This is a genomic window from Caballeronia sp. M1242, assembly GCF_017220215.1.
Classification (GTDB): domain Bacteria; phylum Pseudomonadota; class Gammaproteobacteria; order Burkholderiales; family Burkholderiaceae; genus Caballeronia.
The window spans coordinates 2,138,109-2,154,339 of the sequence record NZ_CP071129.1 but is presented as its reverse complement, the minus strand read 5'-3'; the positions used below and the strand labels follow the sequence as shown (position 1 = coordinate 2,154,339).

General features: G+C 63.8%; 12 protein-coding genes. 7 read left to right on the top strand and 5 right to left on the bottom strand.

Annotated elements, in window-relative coordinates; all coding sequences use genetic code 11:
• The first annotated feature begins 66 nt into the window (after positions 1-66).
• Together JYK05_RS10015 and JYK05_RS10010 are read left to right on the top strand one after the other, a co-directional pair.
• Positions 67-1,116, top strand: coding sequence for a glycosyltransferase family 4 protein (locus JYK05_RS10015; protein ID WP_206466809.1), 1,050 nt, complete (start codon positions 67-69; stop codon positions 1,114-1,116).
• Positions 1,113-2,999 (top strand): nucleoside-diphosphate sugar epimerase/dehydratase, encoded by a 1,887-nt coding sequence (locus JYK05_RS10010; protein ID WP_175944743.1) that lies wholly within the window; start codon positions 1,113-1,115, stop codon positions 2,997-2,999. Before JYK05_RS10015 ends, JYK05_RS10010 begins: the two co-directional genes overlap by 4 nt.
• Positions 3,000-3,028: 29 nt before the next feature.
• Here JYK05_RS10010 and JYK05_RS10005 read toward each other — a convergent pair whose 3' ends face one another.
• The 3 genes from JYK05_RS10005 to JYK05_RS09995 form a co-directional block, all read right to left on the bottom strand.
• On the bottom strand, positions 3,029-3,952 hold the full coding sequence (locus JYK05_RS10005) for a LysR family transcriptional regulator (RefSeq protein ID WP_206466808.1): 924 nt from the start codon (positions 3,950-3,952) through the stop codon (positions 3,029-3,031).
• 103 nt (positions 3,953-4,055) lie between these two features.
• Complete coding sequence (locus JYK05_RS10000; protein ID WP_175944741.1) at positions 4,056-4,643, bottom strand: phosphatase PAP2 family protein; 588 nt, start codon at positions 4,641-4,643, stop codon at positions 4,056-4,058.
• Positions 4,644-4,682: 39 nt separating this feature from the next.
• Complete coding sequence (locus JYK05_RS09995) at positions 4,683-5,765, bottom strand: GlxA family transcriptional regulator (protein ID WP_206466807.1); 1,083 nt, start codon at positions 5,763-5,765, stop codon at positions 4,683-4,685.
• A 282-nt stretch (positions 5,766-6,047) separates the two neighbouring features.
• Here JYK05_RS09995 and galU point away from each other — a divergent pair, with 282 nt between their 5' ends.
• Positions 6,048-6,992 (top strand): UTP--glucose-1-phosphate uridylyltransferase GalU, encoded by a 945-nt coding sequence (galU, locus tag JYK05_RS09990; RefSeq protein WP_241269798.1) that lies wholly within the window; start codon positions 6,048-6,050, stop codon positions 6,990-6,992.
• 90 nt (positions 6,993-7,082) lie between these two features.
• On the opposite strand, the gene JYK05_RS09985 is transcribed toward galU, so the two are convergent.
• Positions 7,083-7,535: a GDP-mannose mannosyl hydrolase gene (locus JYK05_RS09985; protein ID WP_206468276.1), complete on the bottom strand. Its 453-nt coding sequence runs from the start codon at positions 7,533-7,535 to the stop codon at positions 7,083-7,085.
• 162 nt (positions 7,536-7,697) lie between these two features.
• Entirely contained in the window at positions 7,698-9,653 is a 1,956-nt protein-coding gene (locus JYK05_RS09980; RefSeq protein ID WP_241269797.1) for a hypothetical protein, read from the bottom strand.
• Positions 9,654-10,797: 1,144 nt separating this feature from the next.
• Here JYK05_RS09980 and JYK05_RS09975 point away from each other — a divergent pair.
• The 4 genes from JYK05_RS09975 to JYK05_RS09960 all read left to right on the top strand — a co-directional run bounded on the left by JYK05_RS09975 (position 10,798) and on the right by JYK05_RS09960 (position 16,224).
• Positions 10,798-11,796 carry a GlxA family transcriptional regulator gene (locus JYK05_RS09975; RefSeq protein ID WP_175944737.1) on the top strand — a complete coding sequence of 333 codons (999 nt, stop codon included), beginning with the start codon at positions 10,798-10,800 and terminating at the stop codon, positions 11,794-11,796.
• A 263-nt stretch (positions 11,797-12,059) separates the two neighbouring features.
• The gene (locus tag JYK05_RS09970; protein ID WP_241269796.1) at positions 12,060-13,520 is read left to right on the top strand and encodes a mannose-1-phosphate guanylyltransferase/mannose-6-phosphate isomerase; all 1,461 of its coding nucleotides are present in this window, start codon (positions 12,060-12,062) and stop codon (positions 13,518-13,520) included.
• Positions 13,521-13,639: 119 nt separating this feature from the next.
• Positions 13,640-15,019, top strand: a complete 1,380-nt coding sequence (locus JYK05_RS09965) for an undecaprenyl-phosphate glucose phosphotransferase (RefSeq protein ID WP_206466806.1) — start codon at positions 13,640-13,642, stop codon at positions 15,017-15,019.
• A gap of 50 nt (positions 15,020-15,069) precedes the next feature.
• Positions 15,070-16,224, top strand: a complete 1,155-nt coding sequence (locus tag JYK05_RS09960; RefSeq protein WP_206468273.1) for a polysaccharide biosynthesis/export family protein — start codon at positions 15,070-15,072, stop codon at positions 16,222-16,224.
• Positions 16,225-16,231 lie beyond the last annotated feature (7 nt).

Genomic DNA, 16,231 nt, shown 5'->3' with positions numbered 1-16,231 from the left:
CGCGGGTCAGCGCGGAACCGGCATCATCGGCTTAGCTTAAAAAACGTACACAAGGCCAATCGGGAAATGAGTGCCTCGCTGTTTCCTTTCCTCGTGCATTCGCCGTGGACAGCAGCCGTATGGGTCGCGGCTGCGTCGCTTGGAGTCTGCGCGTTGATTCTGTTTGCGCTGCTGCGCACCGGTCTCGCGTGGCGGCTCGCCACCGATATCCCGAACGATCGTTCGCTGCACACGCGCCCGACGCCGCGCGTCGGCGGCTGGGGCATCGTGCCGGTCGCCGTCATCGCGATGCTGCTGCTCACGCGGTCGATGTGGCTCGCCGCCGTGCTTGCCGCGGCGCTCGCCGCCGTGTCGCAGATCGACGACCGCCGCGGCCTGCCTGCGCGCGTGCGGTTCGGGGCGCATGTCGCCGCCGTCGCATTGTTGATCGGGCTGTACCCGGCTCCGGTGCCGGGGTGGGCGCTCGTCGCGGTCGGCTTTCTGATGGTCTGGCTCGTCAATCTTTACAACTTCATGGACGGTTCGGACGGGCTTGCGGGCGGCATGGCGCTCATCGGCTTCGGCGGCTACGCGGTCGCGGCGCTGTCCGGGCCCGTGCCGCAGATCGATCTCGGCATCGCGAGCGTGGCCATCGCGGGCGCGGCGGCGGGGTTTCTGCTCTTCAACTTCCATCCGGCACGAATATTTCTAGGCGATTCAGGGTCGATTCCTCTAGGATTCTTCGCAGGCGCACTCGGTTATTGGGGCTGGCTGAAGGGCACGTGGCCGGTCTGGTTCCCGGCGCTCGTGTTTGCGCCGTTCATCGGCGATGCATCGGTCACGCTGCTGCGGCGCCTCGCGCGCGGCGAGCAGTTCTGGCAGGCGCATCGCGAGCATTACTATCAGCGGATGGTGCGGCTCGGCGTCGGCCACGCGCGCACCGCGCTCGCATGGTACGCGCTGATGCTGGCGGGCGTCGTTCTCGCCAACCTCGCGCTCGCGTTTGCGCCGGTGGCGCAGTGGGTCGCCGTCGCGGGCTGGGCTATCGTTCTGGTGGTGGCGGGACTCGCAGTCGATACATGCTGGCGGCGCCAAGCGGCGCTTGCCTCCGAACACTCTCGAGGTAGTCGCGGATGATTCGATTCAAAGCTTCATGGCTTTCCGCAGGCGCCTTCACGTTCGACCTGTGCGCGGTCGCGGGCACCTGGCTTGCCGCTTATCTGATCCGCTTCAACGGCACCGTGCCGCATGACTTCCGGCACGGCGCGCTCGTCGCGCTCACGTGGGTGCTGCCCGTGTACGGCGTCATGTTCCGCGTCTTCGGGCTGTATCGCGGCATGTGGGTGTTCGCGAGCCTGCCGGATTTGATGCGGATTTCGAAGTCGGTGGTGGTCGGCGCGCTCGTCGTGATGATCGGCGCGGTGATGGCCCAGCCCACGCCCGTCATTCCGCGCTCCGTGCTGATCGTCGCGCCGCTGCTGCTGTTTCTGGCGATGGGCGGCGCGCGGGCGCTGTATCGCGCGGGCAAGGAGTTCTATTTGTATGGCGGGCTTGTCGGGCAAGGCAAGCCGGTGATCGTGCTGGGCGCGGGCACCGCCGGCGCGATGCTGGCGCGCGAACTCGCGCGGTCGTCGGAATGGCGTCTCGTCGGCCTGCTCGACGACGATCCCGCCAAGCAAGGCCGCGAAGTGCTCGGTCACAAGGTGCTCGGCTCGTTCAGCGACTTGTCGAAGGTCGCGGAGCAGTACAAGACCGACTACGCGATCATCGCGATTCCGTCTTCGTCCGTCGACGAGCAGCGGCGCGTCGCGACGCTTTGCGTGCGAGCGGGCGTCAAAGTCATGGTGCTGCCCGCGCTCAATCAGTTGACGCAAGGCGAGGGCGGTTTCCTCTCGCGCGTGCGCCAGATCGACCTCGAAGATTTGCTCGGCCGCGAGCCGGTGAAGATCGACATGCCGCACGTCGAGCAACTGCTGCACGGGCGTGTGGTGATGGTGACGGGCGCGGGCGGTTCCATCGGATCGGAACTGTGCCGGCAGATTCTGCGTTTCTCGCCGGCGCAACTCGTCGCCTATGATTTGAGCGAATACGCGATGTATCGCCTGATCGAAGAGTTGCACGAGAAGTTTCCGGACTTCTCCGTGGTGCCGGTGGTGGGCGACGCGAAAGACTCGCTGCTGCTCGATCAGACGATGGCGCGCTTCACGCCGCATATCGTGTTTCATGCGGCGGCCTACAAGCACGTGCCGCTAATGGAAGAGCAGAACGCGTGGCAGGCCGTGCGCAATAACGTGCTCGGCACGTTACGCGTCGCGCGCTCGGCGATCCGCCATGACGTGCGGCATTTCGTGCTCATTTCCACCGACAAGGCCGTCAATCCGACCAACGTGATGGGCGCGAGCAAGCGCCTCGCCGAGATGACGTGTCAGGCGTTGCAGCAAACCGCGCCGCGCACGCAGTTCGAGACCGTGCGCTTCGGCAATGTGCTGGGCAGCGCGGGCAGCGTGATCCCGAAGTTCCAGCAGCAGATCGCGAAGGGCGGCCCGGTGACGGTCACGCATCCGGAGATCACGCGCTTCTTCATGACGATTCCCGAAGCCGCGCAGCTCGTGTTGCAGGCATCGAGCATGGGGCGCGGCGGCGAAATCTTCATTCTCGACATGGGGCAGCCGGTGCGCATCGTCGATCTCGCGCGCGACCTGATTCGCCTCTATGGCTACAGCGAAGAGCAGATTCGCATCGTGTTCACGGGCTTGCGTCCGGGCGAAAAGCTCTACGAAGAACTGCTCGCCGACGACGAAACCACCACGCGCACGCCGCATCCGAAACTGCGCATCGCGCAGGCGCGGGGCGTGCCGGACGGGTTCATCGACGAACTGTTGCCGTGGCTCATGCAGCACCGCGTGCTGTCGGACGACGAAGTGCGCCGCGATCTGCGCAGATGGGTGCCGGAGTATCAGACCGCCGCCGCGCCGGTGCTGCAAAGCGTGCAGGTGACGAAGGCGAAGGCGGCGAACTGATCGTTCGACGGCTAGGACGGCTAGGACCGCTAGGACCGCGCCTCGCTTTCCTGAAATGTCGGCAAGCGCGCGTACAAATCCGCGACCCAGTCGATGAACACGCGCACGCGCCGCGGCTGATGCCGGTTCGCCGCGTACAGCACCGACACGACGCGCGGTTGCGCCGGATAGTCCGCGAGCACGCGGCGCAACGCGCCGCTTTTCAGATGCGGATCGAGCGTATAGCTCGAACTCTGGATCAGCCCGAGTCCCGATAGACCACACGCGATATATGAATCGGCGTCGTTGACGGCGATCTTGTACTTGAGCGCGACGGCGCGCGTTTCGCCGTCCACGAGAAATTCCCAGTTGCGCACGCGTCCGGACTTGTTGAGCACATAGCCCACGGCGAGGTGCCGGTCCAGGTCGTCGAGCGTCTGCGGCTCGCCGTATTGCTCGATATAAGCCGGCGACGCGCACGTGATCTGCGTATAAGCGCCGATGCGCTTCGCCACCAGTCCGACATCGCCGATCGCGCCTACGCGCACGACGCAATCCACGGCTTCTTCGACCAGATCCACCTGCCGGTCCGTGAGCACCAGTTCGATGCCGATATCCGGGTACGCCGCGAAGAACTCCGGCAGCGCGGGAATGATGGTGTTCTTCGCCATCACTTGCGGCAGACTCACCTTGACGTTGCCCTTGGGACTCAGCTTGGAGCGCGAGAGCGACGCCTCCATGTCGTCGACTTCGCCGAGCACGCGCACGCATCGCTCGTAATAGGCTTCGCCGTCTTCGGTGATGCTGATGCTGCGCGTCGTGCGATTGAGCAGGCGCGCGCCGAGATGCGCTTCGAGCGCCTGGAGCGTTCTCGACACGCTCGCGGGCGGCAGGCGAAGCGCGTCGGCGGCTTTCGAAAAGCTGCCCGCCTCGACCACGCGCGCGAACACTTTCATTGCAAGGAAGCGGTCCATCCCGAGATCCCGAATCGTGAATATGAGCCTGTAATCAACAGAGGATCATACTTGGGATCGTTTCCCACGCGCGAAGAAGGGATGCTCGGGCGCCGCAGCCGCGTCAGAGGCCGAGCCCCTTGCACAGCCACCACGAGTAATGTTCGATCAGCCGCTGAAACGGCGCGTGATGTCCGTAAGCGATGGACGACACCGCGAGCAGGCCGACGCCCGCCACGACGGCGCGCGGCATCTTGCGCGGCTGCTCGAACACGCGCACGAGCAGCATGGTCGCGATGGCCGCGCCCAGCAGCCAGCCCACGACGACTTCACTCGGCGTATGCGCGTCCTGGATGATGCGGCTTGCTCCGATCAGCGCCGCGAGCCCGAGACCGCCTGCCGCGCCCAGCCGATACCACCAGCCACCGAGACTGCCCGCGAGTAGTCCGCCCGCCACCGTGTAGATGGAAGCGGCCAGCATGGTGTGCCCGCTGATCATGCGAAAGTTGACCGCGGACAACTCCAGCCCGCAGCCCGCATAGAGAATCTTCGAGAGTCCGACGAGGCCCATGCCGAGGCCGAGCAACACGGCCCAGCGCACGGCAAGGCGCATGTCCACCGAGCGCAGCCAGAGCGCGCAGACCAACGCGAGCGGCAGTAAAAGCGCCGCATCCCCGAGATTCGAAAAAATCCACAGTACCCGTTCTTGCATACGTATCCGTTCTAGGTATCCGTCGATGTGACGATATTGTTATGAACTGTCCGCCTGCTTTCTGCGGCCGGCGAGCCGATATTCGGTCGGCGAAATCGAAAGGCGCTTACGGAAAATCTTTGCGAGGCCGTCGCCGCTGCCCGCGCCGCAACGCCGCGCAATCTTGTCCACCGGCAAGTCCGTCGCGGCGAGCAGCATGCAGCTTGCATCCAGACGCGCGCGCAGCAAGTATTCCGACGGCGTGAGCCCGATCTGCGCCTTGAAGCGCCGCAGAAAATTGCGTTCGCTCATGGCCGCGACGCGCGCCGCATCCGTGATCGAGATCGGCTTCACGTAGTTCTCGCGAATCCAGCGCGCGGCAGCATCGATTTTCTGACGCACGCCGACGCTGTCGGTGTCGTCGAGCACCATGGCGAGCTTCTGCCACGCGCCGGGAATAGACCGCTCCGAGACTTCGCGCGCCACGGCCGCGCCGTAATCGCGCTTGACCATCGAGAGCGCCGCGGCGATCGGGCCTTTCGGATCGTCGAGCGTGAGCGTCTGCTCGGCGATGCACAGCGCATTCGATAACGCCGGCGACAGCGCCGACGACAACGCCTGCGCGCCCGGCTCTTCGTTGAAATCAAGAGACCGGTTCTGCAGCGTCAAGTTCGCCGCCGCGAGAATATGCGCGCCTTCGCCGATGGCCTTGATGAACGGGATCTTCGGCGCGACGCGGCCCAACTGCTTTCTGAGGAGCGCGTCCTGCCGAGCCAGCCGCGCGCCCGCGCCGCCTGCGATGAAAAGCGCATCGCATTCGTTCATCCAGCGCGCTTCGATGCTTTCGGTCCAGATGCGCATCGAGCAGCTGCTTGCAATGCTGCCCCCCACGCTTGACACGAACTGCAGCGAATAGTTCGGCGTGCGCTGCGGGAAAGCGTGCGGCTCCCCACGTTCGACGCCGGCCGCGGGCAGGCGCACTTCGTTCGCGAGCGAGAAGACCTCGGAGATCGAACTGACTTCGACGAGCGAGAAGTCCTCGAAGATCAGAATGCCGATCCGCTTGGCCGTGTCGGCGGACGGCGCATGACGTTCGGGCGAGCGCACCGCTTCGAGCCTGCCCGTACCACTGGCGTACATCATCGACTTTCTCCCTTTTTCCCTTTCATCCCCTTTGTTCGCGAAAGAACGTCGAAAGCGGGAAAAGTAAGCACACATGCGACGCACTATACGCGGCAGCGAACAGTCGCCGCGCCGCCAGTCTGAAAATGACGATGTGTTGGCAGATGATTTCGATATCGGGCGAATAAGCTGATGCCACTCGTGTCGTCTGATGAAATCGGGCGATTGCGACTCTACGAAGAGGCGGCCGCATGCTCACACGGCGGCGCGCTGCCTCGTACAACAATTCATTAAGGTGAGCCGATGCTAAAAGTGCGCAAGGCGGTATTTCCGGTGGCGGGCCTCGGCACGCGATTCCTTCCCGCAACCAAGGCGAGCCCGAAGGAAATGCTTCCGGTGGTGGACAAGCCACTGATTCAATACGCGGTCGAAGAGGCGATGGCCGCGGGTATCACCGAGATGATCTTCGTGACCGGGCGCAGCAAGCGCGCGATCGAAGATCACTTCGACAAGTCGTACGAAATCGAAGCCGAGCTCGAAGCGCGCGGCAAGGAAAAGCTGCTCGAACTCGTGCGCGGCATTCTGCCGAGCCATGTGACCTGCATGTACGTGCGTCAGGCCGAAGCGCTCGGTCTGGGTCACGCGGTGCTGTGCGCGGAGAAGCTCGTCGGCGACGAGCCCTTCGCCGTGGTGCTGGCGGACGACCTGCTCGACGGCCAGCCGCCCGTGCTCGCGCAGATGGTCGAGGTGTTCGACCACTATCATTCGTCGGTGATCGGCGTCGAGGAGATCGACCGCAAGGATTCGCGCTCGTACGGCGTGATCGAAGGCAAGCCGTGGGACGACGGCCTCTTCAAGCTCTCGCGCGTGGTCGAAAAGCCGGACCCGGAAGTCGCGCCGTCGAACTTCGGCGTGGTCGGCCGCTATGTGCTGATGCCGCGCATCTTCGAATTCCTGCGTTCGCAGAAGCCCGGCGCAGGCGGCGAAATTCAGTTGACCGATGGAATCGAGACGCTGCTTTCGCAAGAGCAAGTGCTGGCGTACCGGTATCGCGGCAAGCGCTTCGATTGCGGCAGCAAGCTCGGCTATCTGAAGGCGACGGTCGAGTTCGCGCTGCGTCATCCCGAAGTGCGCGACGAGTTCTCGGACTACCTGCGCTCGCAGTTTGCGCCGGCGCCGGTTCCGGTGATCGAGCCGCTCGAGATTGAATCCGGTGATGCGGAAGACGAACTTCCGGTCGATGCCTAAGCCGTGTTGAATACGCTTCGAGGCGCTGATCGCGCCTCGAAGCGGTTATGCAGTTGCCGCGCAGCTGCCCTACGCGGTTACCCCACGCAGTTACCGGAAATACGCCTTCGTGTTCTCATGCACGTCATCGCGTGCCAGCAGTTCATCCGCGAGCAGCCACTCGTAGCCGCTATGCTGATCGAACCGTCCGATCGGCACCGAACCACTCAAGCTCATTGCGTAAGCCAGCACGATGTAATGCGTGCCGAACCCCGGCGTTCCCGCGAAATTGTCGTCGTAGCGATGCTCGAAGACGCCATAGAACCGCGCGGACGATCGCTCCGCGCTCGCCACACCCAGTTCGTTATGCACGATGCGCCTGAAGGCCGCATCGAGCGATTCGTCCTTCGCGATCCGTCCGCCCGGAACGAACCACGTATCCTGCGCGGGCCGGTTACGCCGCTGTCCGACGAGCACGCGCCGGTTGCCATCCGTCACGATCAGATCGATCGAAACGAGCGGCGCGAGCCGTACCACCGTCATGAAATCCGCTTCGCTCAACATCGCCATTGCGTTGGTCATTTGCTTTAATCGTTATGAATGTTGTTGCCGGTCCCCGCTGAACCGTCTCAGCCCGGCGCGGACAGTGTAGCGTGAGGGTGCATGCGGCAGGCCGCCGCAGCACTGGTATTAACCGACTAAAGATCGCTTAGTCGTGCCATCGACTTATTGGCCGACATAGCCCACTGGTTTCGTGACGTTGGCGCGCATGAGGTCGGCGTTGGTCGAGACCACATAGACCGGCGCTTCGGTGAGCTTAAGCGCTATGCGGCCGTCGCTATACGGCATCGTCGATGCGTTGCCCATCATGTCGAACACGGTCACCGTTCCCGACTTGCCCGGCGCATCGACGGCGAGGCTGTAGTTCACCGCACGCGTCGCGTCGAAACCGTTCGCGCCGGGCCACGAGGCGTTGCTGTGCGTCCAGAGCGCCGTGACCACCTTGCCGCCATTGAGCCGCTGGAACGCATACGCATACACGCCCTTGGGCGTGCCGTTGAGAAAGCCGAGCGTGGTCGTGCCGTCGATGATGCGCGTCATGGCGGCCACGGCCATGGCGGCCGGCTTCGGGCTGATGAGCTTCTGGCCGTAGCCGCCTTGCGCGTTGACGAGATCGAAGAACACGCCGTAGCCCACTTCGGGCGGATCGGCGGCATAGAACACGAAGCTCACATCCGCGCCTTCGCCGAGCAGCATCAGATGCGTGCGCGCGAGCACTGCGCCTTGCGCGTACAGCACGTTCCAGTTCGGCGTGTTCGGCCCGTACTTGCTGCCGATGTCGTAGCTCACGCCCGTTTCCGTGACGAAGAGCTTCGCGCCCGGCTTCACGACCTCGCTCATCGTGCGGCGCAGTTCGCGCATGGCGGCGGGCATCGCTTTGGCGGCGGTCGCCGGGTTCGCATCGAAGCGTTCCGGCGGATGCGACGGCGACGTGCCCACGTCGTAATAGCCATGCACGCTCACGCCATCCAGATACTTGCCGATGCCGAGCGGCGCAAGACGCCTGAGCCACGCCGCATTCGACGCGAGATTGGAAAGCGTCAGGCCCATCACGACGGCGTTCGGATCGCCCGCGTGAATGGCCTCGTGCGTGGCCTTGTACATCGCGACGAGATTGGCGTCGGAGTCGCGCCACGGCAGGCCGCCTTCATAGTCCGGCTCCCACGTCACCTGATAGTAGTTCTGTGTCTGTCGCGGAAACCAACGCTTGCGTACTGCATTGGATTCTTCCCCGACGCGCTTCATGTAGTCGCGGTAGGCATCGAGCGATGCGGGCGCGTAGCTGTGCGTGGTCGTCTTGGTCGGGCTCGCCCAGGCGGGAATGCCGTCGAGCTGAATGAGGCGCAACAGATCGCCAGGCTTGAAGAAGGGCGCGAGATTGTCCTTGGATGCGTCGAACGTGTTCGGCCCTTTCTCCTCCTTCATGTACCAGTTGCGGTTGTCGTTGACCCACGTGAGGCCGAGATCCGGATACAGCGGACGATAGCCGTCGCCCGAGCAGCATCCTTCGCCCGGCTTCAGATACGCCGCGCCCTGGCCGCCGAAGCGATGCTCATCCGGATGCGCAAACGTCACGGCGGGCAGCGCCGACGACACGTCGGGCAACACGCCGAACGTGGCGATTCCAGCGGGCCGCGTGCCCCGCATAGGCAACGCCTGCTTGCCCGATTCGAGCGACGCGCTGACCGCGAAGTAGCCCGACGCGCGAGACTTGCACGTGAGCGTGACCGTGGCGGCTCTCGCATCGACGGCGAAGCGGCCGCTTGCCTTTACCGTGTTCCATGCGTCGCGGATCTGCCAGTTCACCGTGTCGGCGGATTCGGCGCGCGTCGTGATCGCAATACGCAGCGGCGCGTCGAGCGGGAACATGCGTGTGCCGTCGCTGCCGGGCGTATCGGCTTCGATCATCGCAGCGTTCGCACCAGTGGCGGCTGCCGCGCTGACCGGCGATGAAGGCGCCTCGCAGCGGAACGCGGGCGTGTCGGACGCGGTGCGCTGAACGGCGACGGCGGGCAGCTCGCGCGGCAGGGCTTCGTCGGAGCTCGCCTTGTCGCAGCCGGTGATCGTCAGAAGGGCGGCGCTCGCAATCGACAGGCGACGCATACGCGGGTATCGGGTCATGGTACGAACGTTCGGGTAGTGGACGCGGTGAACGCGATGTCGCCCAACGATGGCGTCCGAGACCATGCGCGACCGTGCGCACACGCACGCGCGGATGGCCTTCGTCGGATGAAAGCGTCACGAGCGAAGCACGCATGTTCGATTGAACGCTCGTCGACATATCAGAACTGAAACAGCGTGCGCCTCGAGGTCGTTACTACGGCTGGCGAAAACGTCGGAAAACATGACCGATGAATTCTTAGTTGATGCGCGGGCTTCAAATCTCTTTCAAAGCCGCCCCTATCCGTCGGACAAACTCGCTGCTTTCAGCCGACGATTACTCGGCCGCCATGAACGTCGTTCTAAATCGTGTCCCGTGCGCCGCCGCAAGTAGCTAGCAATTGGCGGAAATGGACGAGCCGCGAGGCCCCGTCGGAGCGCTGCTTTGGGGCAACTAGCGTCGTTTGCGCCGCCGCAACGGACGGTAATAAAAAACGGCGGATTATGTCGTTTAATAATTAATCCGCCGATATTTTAACGAGCGATCGCTTTCTGTTTTCGGTGGCATTATAAAAAGGCGGTGAAGTTAATCGAGCATCTGGATGCGCACTAAATGTCTTTCGCGCAAATTGTTATCAGAACGGACTGCGCTCGCCGCGCATGAACCCGGAATTGCCGATTCGCGCTGTACATTGACGGCCCGCTGCTACGATCGATGTTTCACGAATGAATCAGTTTCTCCCGCCGGGAGACCTTGCAGGATGAGCGTCAAACCCGCTCAGGGCCGTCCGGCGGGGGTTTGCGGCCGGGTCGGTGTTCCATCGCACAGAACGCTATTTACACCGCATCAAAGAATCGTGTAACCGTTTGTATGATGAATCGGAAATTCTTTTCCGATTGGCTTTGATAAGCGCGGTCATCTGGATTCGAAAGGGGTTATCAATGTGCGCTCACCCTCATAACCGGACAGGTTTTGTGGTTCAGGCGCGAAAATCAGCCCACAAATAATCTGTGTCTGCTTATTATTCACACCAGCGGACCGATTCCGCCAACGTCTCGTTCCCATCGGTCACGGCAACCCGGCGAAGTTCGGGAAACGCCTTGATGCATCGCAATGGCCGAGTAACTCTTCCGCACCCTGGAAACAAAGCTGCAGAGGATGACCATGCCTTACGCCACACTCGAACCCGCTGTGATGGGTTGGACGCCTCCCTCGACGCGACCGTCGCAGGTCGAGGTCAAACGCATCGCGATTTTGCTGTTCGACGGATTCTCGCTTTTGGGCGCGGGAATCGTCGCTGAAGTGTTTCACATGGCCAACGAACTGTCGTCGTTGAAAACGCGAGCCGAATGCACCTATGACGTGCGATTCCTGTCCGTCGAAGGCGGCAACGTGGCGTGCGCCTCGTCGGTACGCGTCTGGACCGACGGGCTGGATGCGCGCCACTACGGCGGCTTCGACGCGCTCTTCGTTGCGGGCGGCCGCGGCGCGGAAGAAGCGGCGAAGGACGAGCGCATCGTCGAATGGGTGCGCCGCATGAATTCGAAGACCACGGTCGTGAAGGCGATCTCCGAAGGCCGCAAGGTGCTCGAAGCAGCGGGCATCGGCGGCGCGGGCGACGCTCAGGCGCGCTACGGCAACGCGATGATCCAGCTGCGCGACGACGCCTCCGCCGACGGCGGCGACCGCTACGAGTCGATGAAGGGCGCGCTCATGCTCGTGAAGCGCGATCTCGGCCTCGACGTATCGCGCAGTGTCGCCGAACGCCTGATGCCGGGCTCGGCTGCGAAGCTCGTGTCGATTCTCGGCGACAGCGGCGCGGCATCCGCGGGCGACAAGATTCGCGCGGCGGCGCGCTGGCTCCAGGACAACTGCGAGCGGCCCATTTCCGTGGTCGATGCCGCGCAGGTCGCCGCGATGAGCGAGCGCAACTTCCTGCGCCGCTTCAAGATCGAGATGGGCATCACGCCATCGGATTATTTGCTTCAGGCACGCCTCGCCGTCACCTGCGCGCTGCTCACCGACTCGGAACTGCCGGTGGACAAGATCGCGCGGCGCAGCGGCATGGGCAACGGCGACCGGCTCGCCAAGATTTTCCGCAAGCGTCTTTTGATCTCGCCGACCGAATACCGGATGCAGAGCCGGCGCGAAGCCAACGGCTAAAGCGCGGCACGGCATGGCAGGAGACAGAAGGTCGAAGGTACAAGAATGCGCGCCGCCTTGTGTGTGATAGCGGACAGGGGTGGCGCAAAGCGTCGAACATTTGGCCGGACCATCTTGGTCCGCGGGCCAATCATTCTCGGGCGGCCAGTGGCAGACAGCGCCGCGCACACGAACATGCAGGCAGGAGTCCTACGATGAGTAATGAGGCACGCACGGAAGGTGAGGTGATGGTAGGTAGGAGCGGTGAGGAGGCAGGCTCGGCCATGACGGCCGAGCCGTGCCGCCGGATCGTGCCGGTCATTCTCGCCGGCGGCTCGGGCACGCGCCTGTGGCCGATGTCCCGTGAGCAGTTTCCGAAGCAGTTGATCGGCATTGTCGGCCGCGACTCGCTTCTGCAAGCGACCGTTTCGCGCATGAAAGGCTTCAAGGGCGGCTTCGATGTCAGCGCCGAGCCGATCATCGTATGCGGCGAAGAGCATCGCTTCACGACGGAAGAGCAGACGCGCGAAAGCGGCGTGACGGCGCAGATCATCGTCGAGCCCGCGCGCCGCGATACGGCGCCCGCGCTCACGCTGGCCGCGCTCGCCGCATGCAAGGACGGCCGCGACGCGATCATGGTGGCCATGCCCGCCGATCACTCCATCGCGGATATCCCCGCGCTGCATCGCGCGATCGAGATCGCGGCGGGGTATGCAGAGCGCGGCATGATCGCGACGCTCGGCATTCCGCCGACGCGCCCCGATACCGGCTTCGGCTACATCCGTCTCGGCGATGCGCTCGAAGACGGCGCGCATCAGATTCAGCGCTTCGTCGAGAAGCCGGCCGCAGAAGTGGCCGCGCAATACGTCGCGGCGGGCACGTACTGGTGGAACAGCGGCATTTTCGTGGTGCGCGCGAGCGTGTGGCTCGCGGCGCTGCAAGCGCTCAACGCCGACATGCACGCGGCCTGCTGCGCGGCCCTGAGCGAAGGCAAGGCCGACGGCAAGTTCTTCCGTCCGAACGCGGGCGAGTTCGGCCGCGCGCCGTCCGATTCGATCGACTACGCAGTGATGGAGCACATCGGCACCGCGAACGCGCCGTTCGAAGGCGTGGTCGTGCCGCTCGTCGCGGGCTGGTCGGACCTCGGCTCGTGGGACGCCGTGTGGGACGCGATGGACAAGGACGACTCGGGCAACGTGGCGAGCGGCCGCGTGGTGTTCGAAGGCGCGACCTCCAGTTATGCGCGCTCGGAAGGCGGACGTCTCGTCGCTTGCGTGGGCACGACCAACATCATCGTCGTGGAAACGGATGACGCCGTGCTCGTCGCGGACCGTTCGCGCGTGCAGGACATCAAGGGCCTCGTCGCCCGCATCCGCGAGCAGCATGCGCCCGAAGCGGACACGCATCGCAAGGTGCGCCGCCCGTGGGGTTTCTACGATTCCATCGAGCATGGCGACCGGTTCCAGGTGAAGCGCATCGTCGTGGCGCCGGGCGCGCGACTGTCGCTGCAGATGCATCACCATCGCGCGGAGCACTGGATCGTCGTGTGCGGCACGGCGCTCGTCACGCGCGGCGAAGAAGAGTTCCTGCTGAGCGAGAACGAATCCACGTTCATTCCGCTCGGCGTGCGCCATCGCCTGGAGAACCCGGGCAAGGTGCCGCTCGAGATCATCGAAGTGCAGTCGGGCAGCTATCTCGGCGAGGACGACATCGTGCGTTTCGACGACAAGTACGGCCGCAACTGAGTAGCGCTTCGGGGGCAGTGAGACAGCTTTCTTGCAACGGCAGGCAGCACACCAAGACCGGCATGCGAGGAGGAGACAAACGTAGTCCGTTAGCTAGTTGAATCGTTCGGGGAAGAGACATGCGCGATTTACAAGGGTTGCTCGCGCGCCTGTTCGACGTCGCCATGATCGTCGGCGGCGCGGCGGTGGCGTCGCAGATCAGGTTCGAGTACATAGAGGCACATGCGTATTCGGCAGCGTTCGTCGCGTTCGCGGCGGCGTTTTCGCTTGCGCTGTTTCCGGGATTCGGCGTCTATGACTCATGGCGCGGCCGCAGCAAGGTGATGCTCGCCTGCCAGGTGTCGCTCGGCTGGCTGGTCGTGCAGGGCTGCGCGCTCGCGCTCATGTTCTCGCTGCATCGCCTCGACTACGTGTCGCGCCTCTGGTTCGCGTACTGGACGGCGGTGTCGGGCGGGCTCATGATCGCGGGGCGCCTCGCCATGCACGTCGTGCTGGCGCGCATGCGCAACGCGGGCATGAACCTGCATCAGGTGGCGATCGTGGGTTGCGGCAGGCATTGCAACTCCATCGTGAAGAAGCTGGACCGCGCGAAGAACTCCGGTTTCCGCGCGAGCGCCGCGCTGAACGTGGCGCCGGAAGCGGGCCGCCTCAACACGCGCGTTCCGGTGTACGAAGACCACGACGCGTTCGTGAACTTCGTGCGCACGCAGAACGTGCATGAGGTGTGGCTCGCGTTGCCGCTGTCGGAGGAGCGCACCATCCTGCGCTTCGTGAACGAGTTCCGCGACGACCTCGTGAACGTGCGCTTCATTCCGGACGTGCGCAGTCTCGCGCTCTTCGAAGCGGGCGTGACCGATCTGCTCGGCGAAACGGCGATCAACCTCGTGGCTTCGCCGCTGTCGCAAAGCGCGCTGTTGCAGAAGGAAATCTTCGACCGTCTGTTCGCACTCCTTGCGATCATCGCCGTGTCGCCGTTGCTGATCGCCATCGCCATTGCGATCAAGCTCACGTCACGCGGGCCGGTGCTCTTCACGCAACGTCGCAAGGGCGCGGATGGCCGCGTCTTCAAGATCTACAAGTTCCGTTCCATGCGTGTGCATACGGAACAGGCCGGCGTGCTTCGCCAGGCCACGCGCAACGATCCGCGCGTGACCCGTGTGGGAGCATTTCTGCGCCGTACCAGCCTCGACGAGCTGCCGCAGTTCTTCAACGTTCTGCTCGGCGACATGTCGGTCGTGGGTCCGCGTCCGCACGCACTGGAACATGACGACCTGTATCAGAAGGTCGTGTCGGGGTATATCCATCGTTACCGGATCAAGCCGGGCATCACCGGCTGGGCCCAGGTCAACGGCTTTCGCGGGGAAACTGATCTGATTGAAAAAATGGAAGGACGCGTCGCTCACGATTTGTACTACCTCGGTAACTGGTCGTTCGGACTCGATATGAGAATCATCGCCGCTACGATCTTCAAGGGACTACGCCACACCAACGCATATTGATGCAGGGGACGACCATCATGCACAACCAACAACAACCGGGCACCACATCCATGGCCGCCAATACGAACGTGTCGGGCGTCTTCCGGCTCTCGAGCCTGGCAGCGGCCGCTTCACTCTGCGTCATCTTCGCGGGCTGCGCGCTCGCGCCGGGCATGCACATGGACAAGCCGGCGGCGCTCGCCGAAACGTCCAACGACCAGGGCGAAACGACCTCGGCCGTGAACATCCCGATCACGCCGATCGATCTTTCGCTCGTGCGCAAGATGAAGGCGGCGCAGCCGACCACCTCGGTCGATCCGAACGCGAGCCTCTACGGCAAGGCGCGTGCATACACGCTCGGGCCGGGTGACGTGCTGCAGATCACCGTGTGGGACCACCCGGAACTCGTGGCCGCGGTCGGCCAGCCGCCGCAGCAGACGCGTCCCGCCGATGCCGCGCCCGGCTTCGTGGTGGATGCCGACGGCAACCTGCAATTCCCGTACGTCAACCGCGCGATCCATGTCGCGGGCAAGACCGAATCGCAAGTGCAACGCGAGCTGTATAACGAGTTGTCCAAAGTATTCGTGAACCCGCAGTTGACGGTGCGCGTCGCATCGTTCCGTGCGCAACAGGTCTACATCGACGGCGAAGTGCGCACGCCCGGCTCGCAGCAAATCAACGACATTCCGATGACGCTGACGGAAGCTATCGGCCGTGCGGGCGGTTTCGCACCAACGGCGGATCAAAGTCGTGTCACGCTTATCCGTGATGGTGTGACGTATCACATCAACATCGCCGGGATGACCGCGAAGGGCCGCAACCCGGCGGACATCCTGTTGAAGGGCGGCGATGCACTGCGCATCGACTCACGAGAAGACAACGGCGTGTACGTGATGGGCGAAGTGACGAAGCCGGCAACGGTGATCCCGATGCGCAACGGCAAGCTGACGCTCTCGGATGCGATCTCGCAGGCCGGCAGCTTCAACGCCGAGACCTCGGATCCGAAGGAGCTGTACGTGATTCGCAATGGCCAGACGGACAACCCCGAGGTGTACAAGCTCGATGCGCGTTCCCCGGTGTCCATGCTGCTTGCGAACAGCTTCGAGCTGCAGCCGAAGGACGTGGTCTATGTGGACAACAACGGGCTCGTCCGCTTCAGCCGTGTCCTGAACCTGCTGTTGCCGGCGATCAACGCCGGTCTGACGGCAGCGGTCATCACCAAGTAAAAGTAAC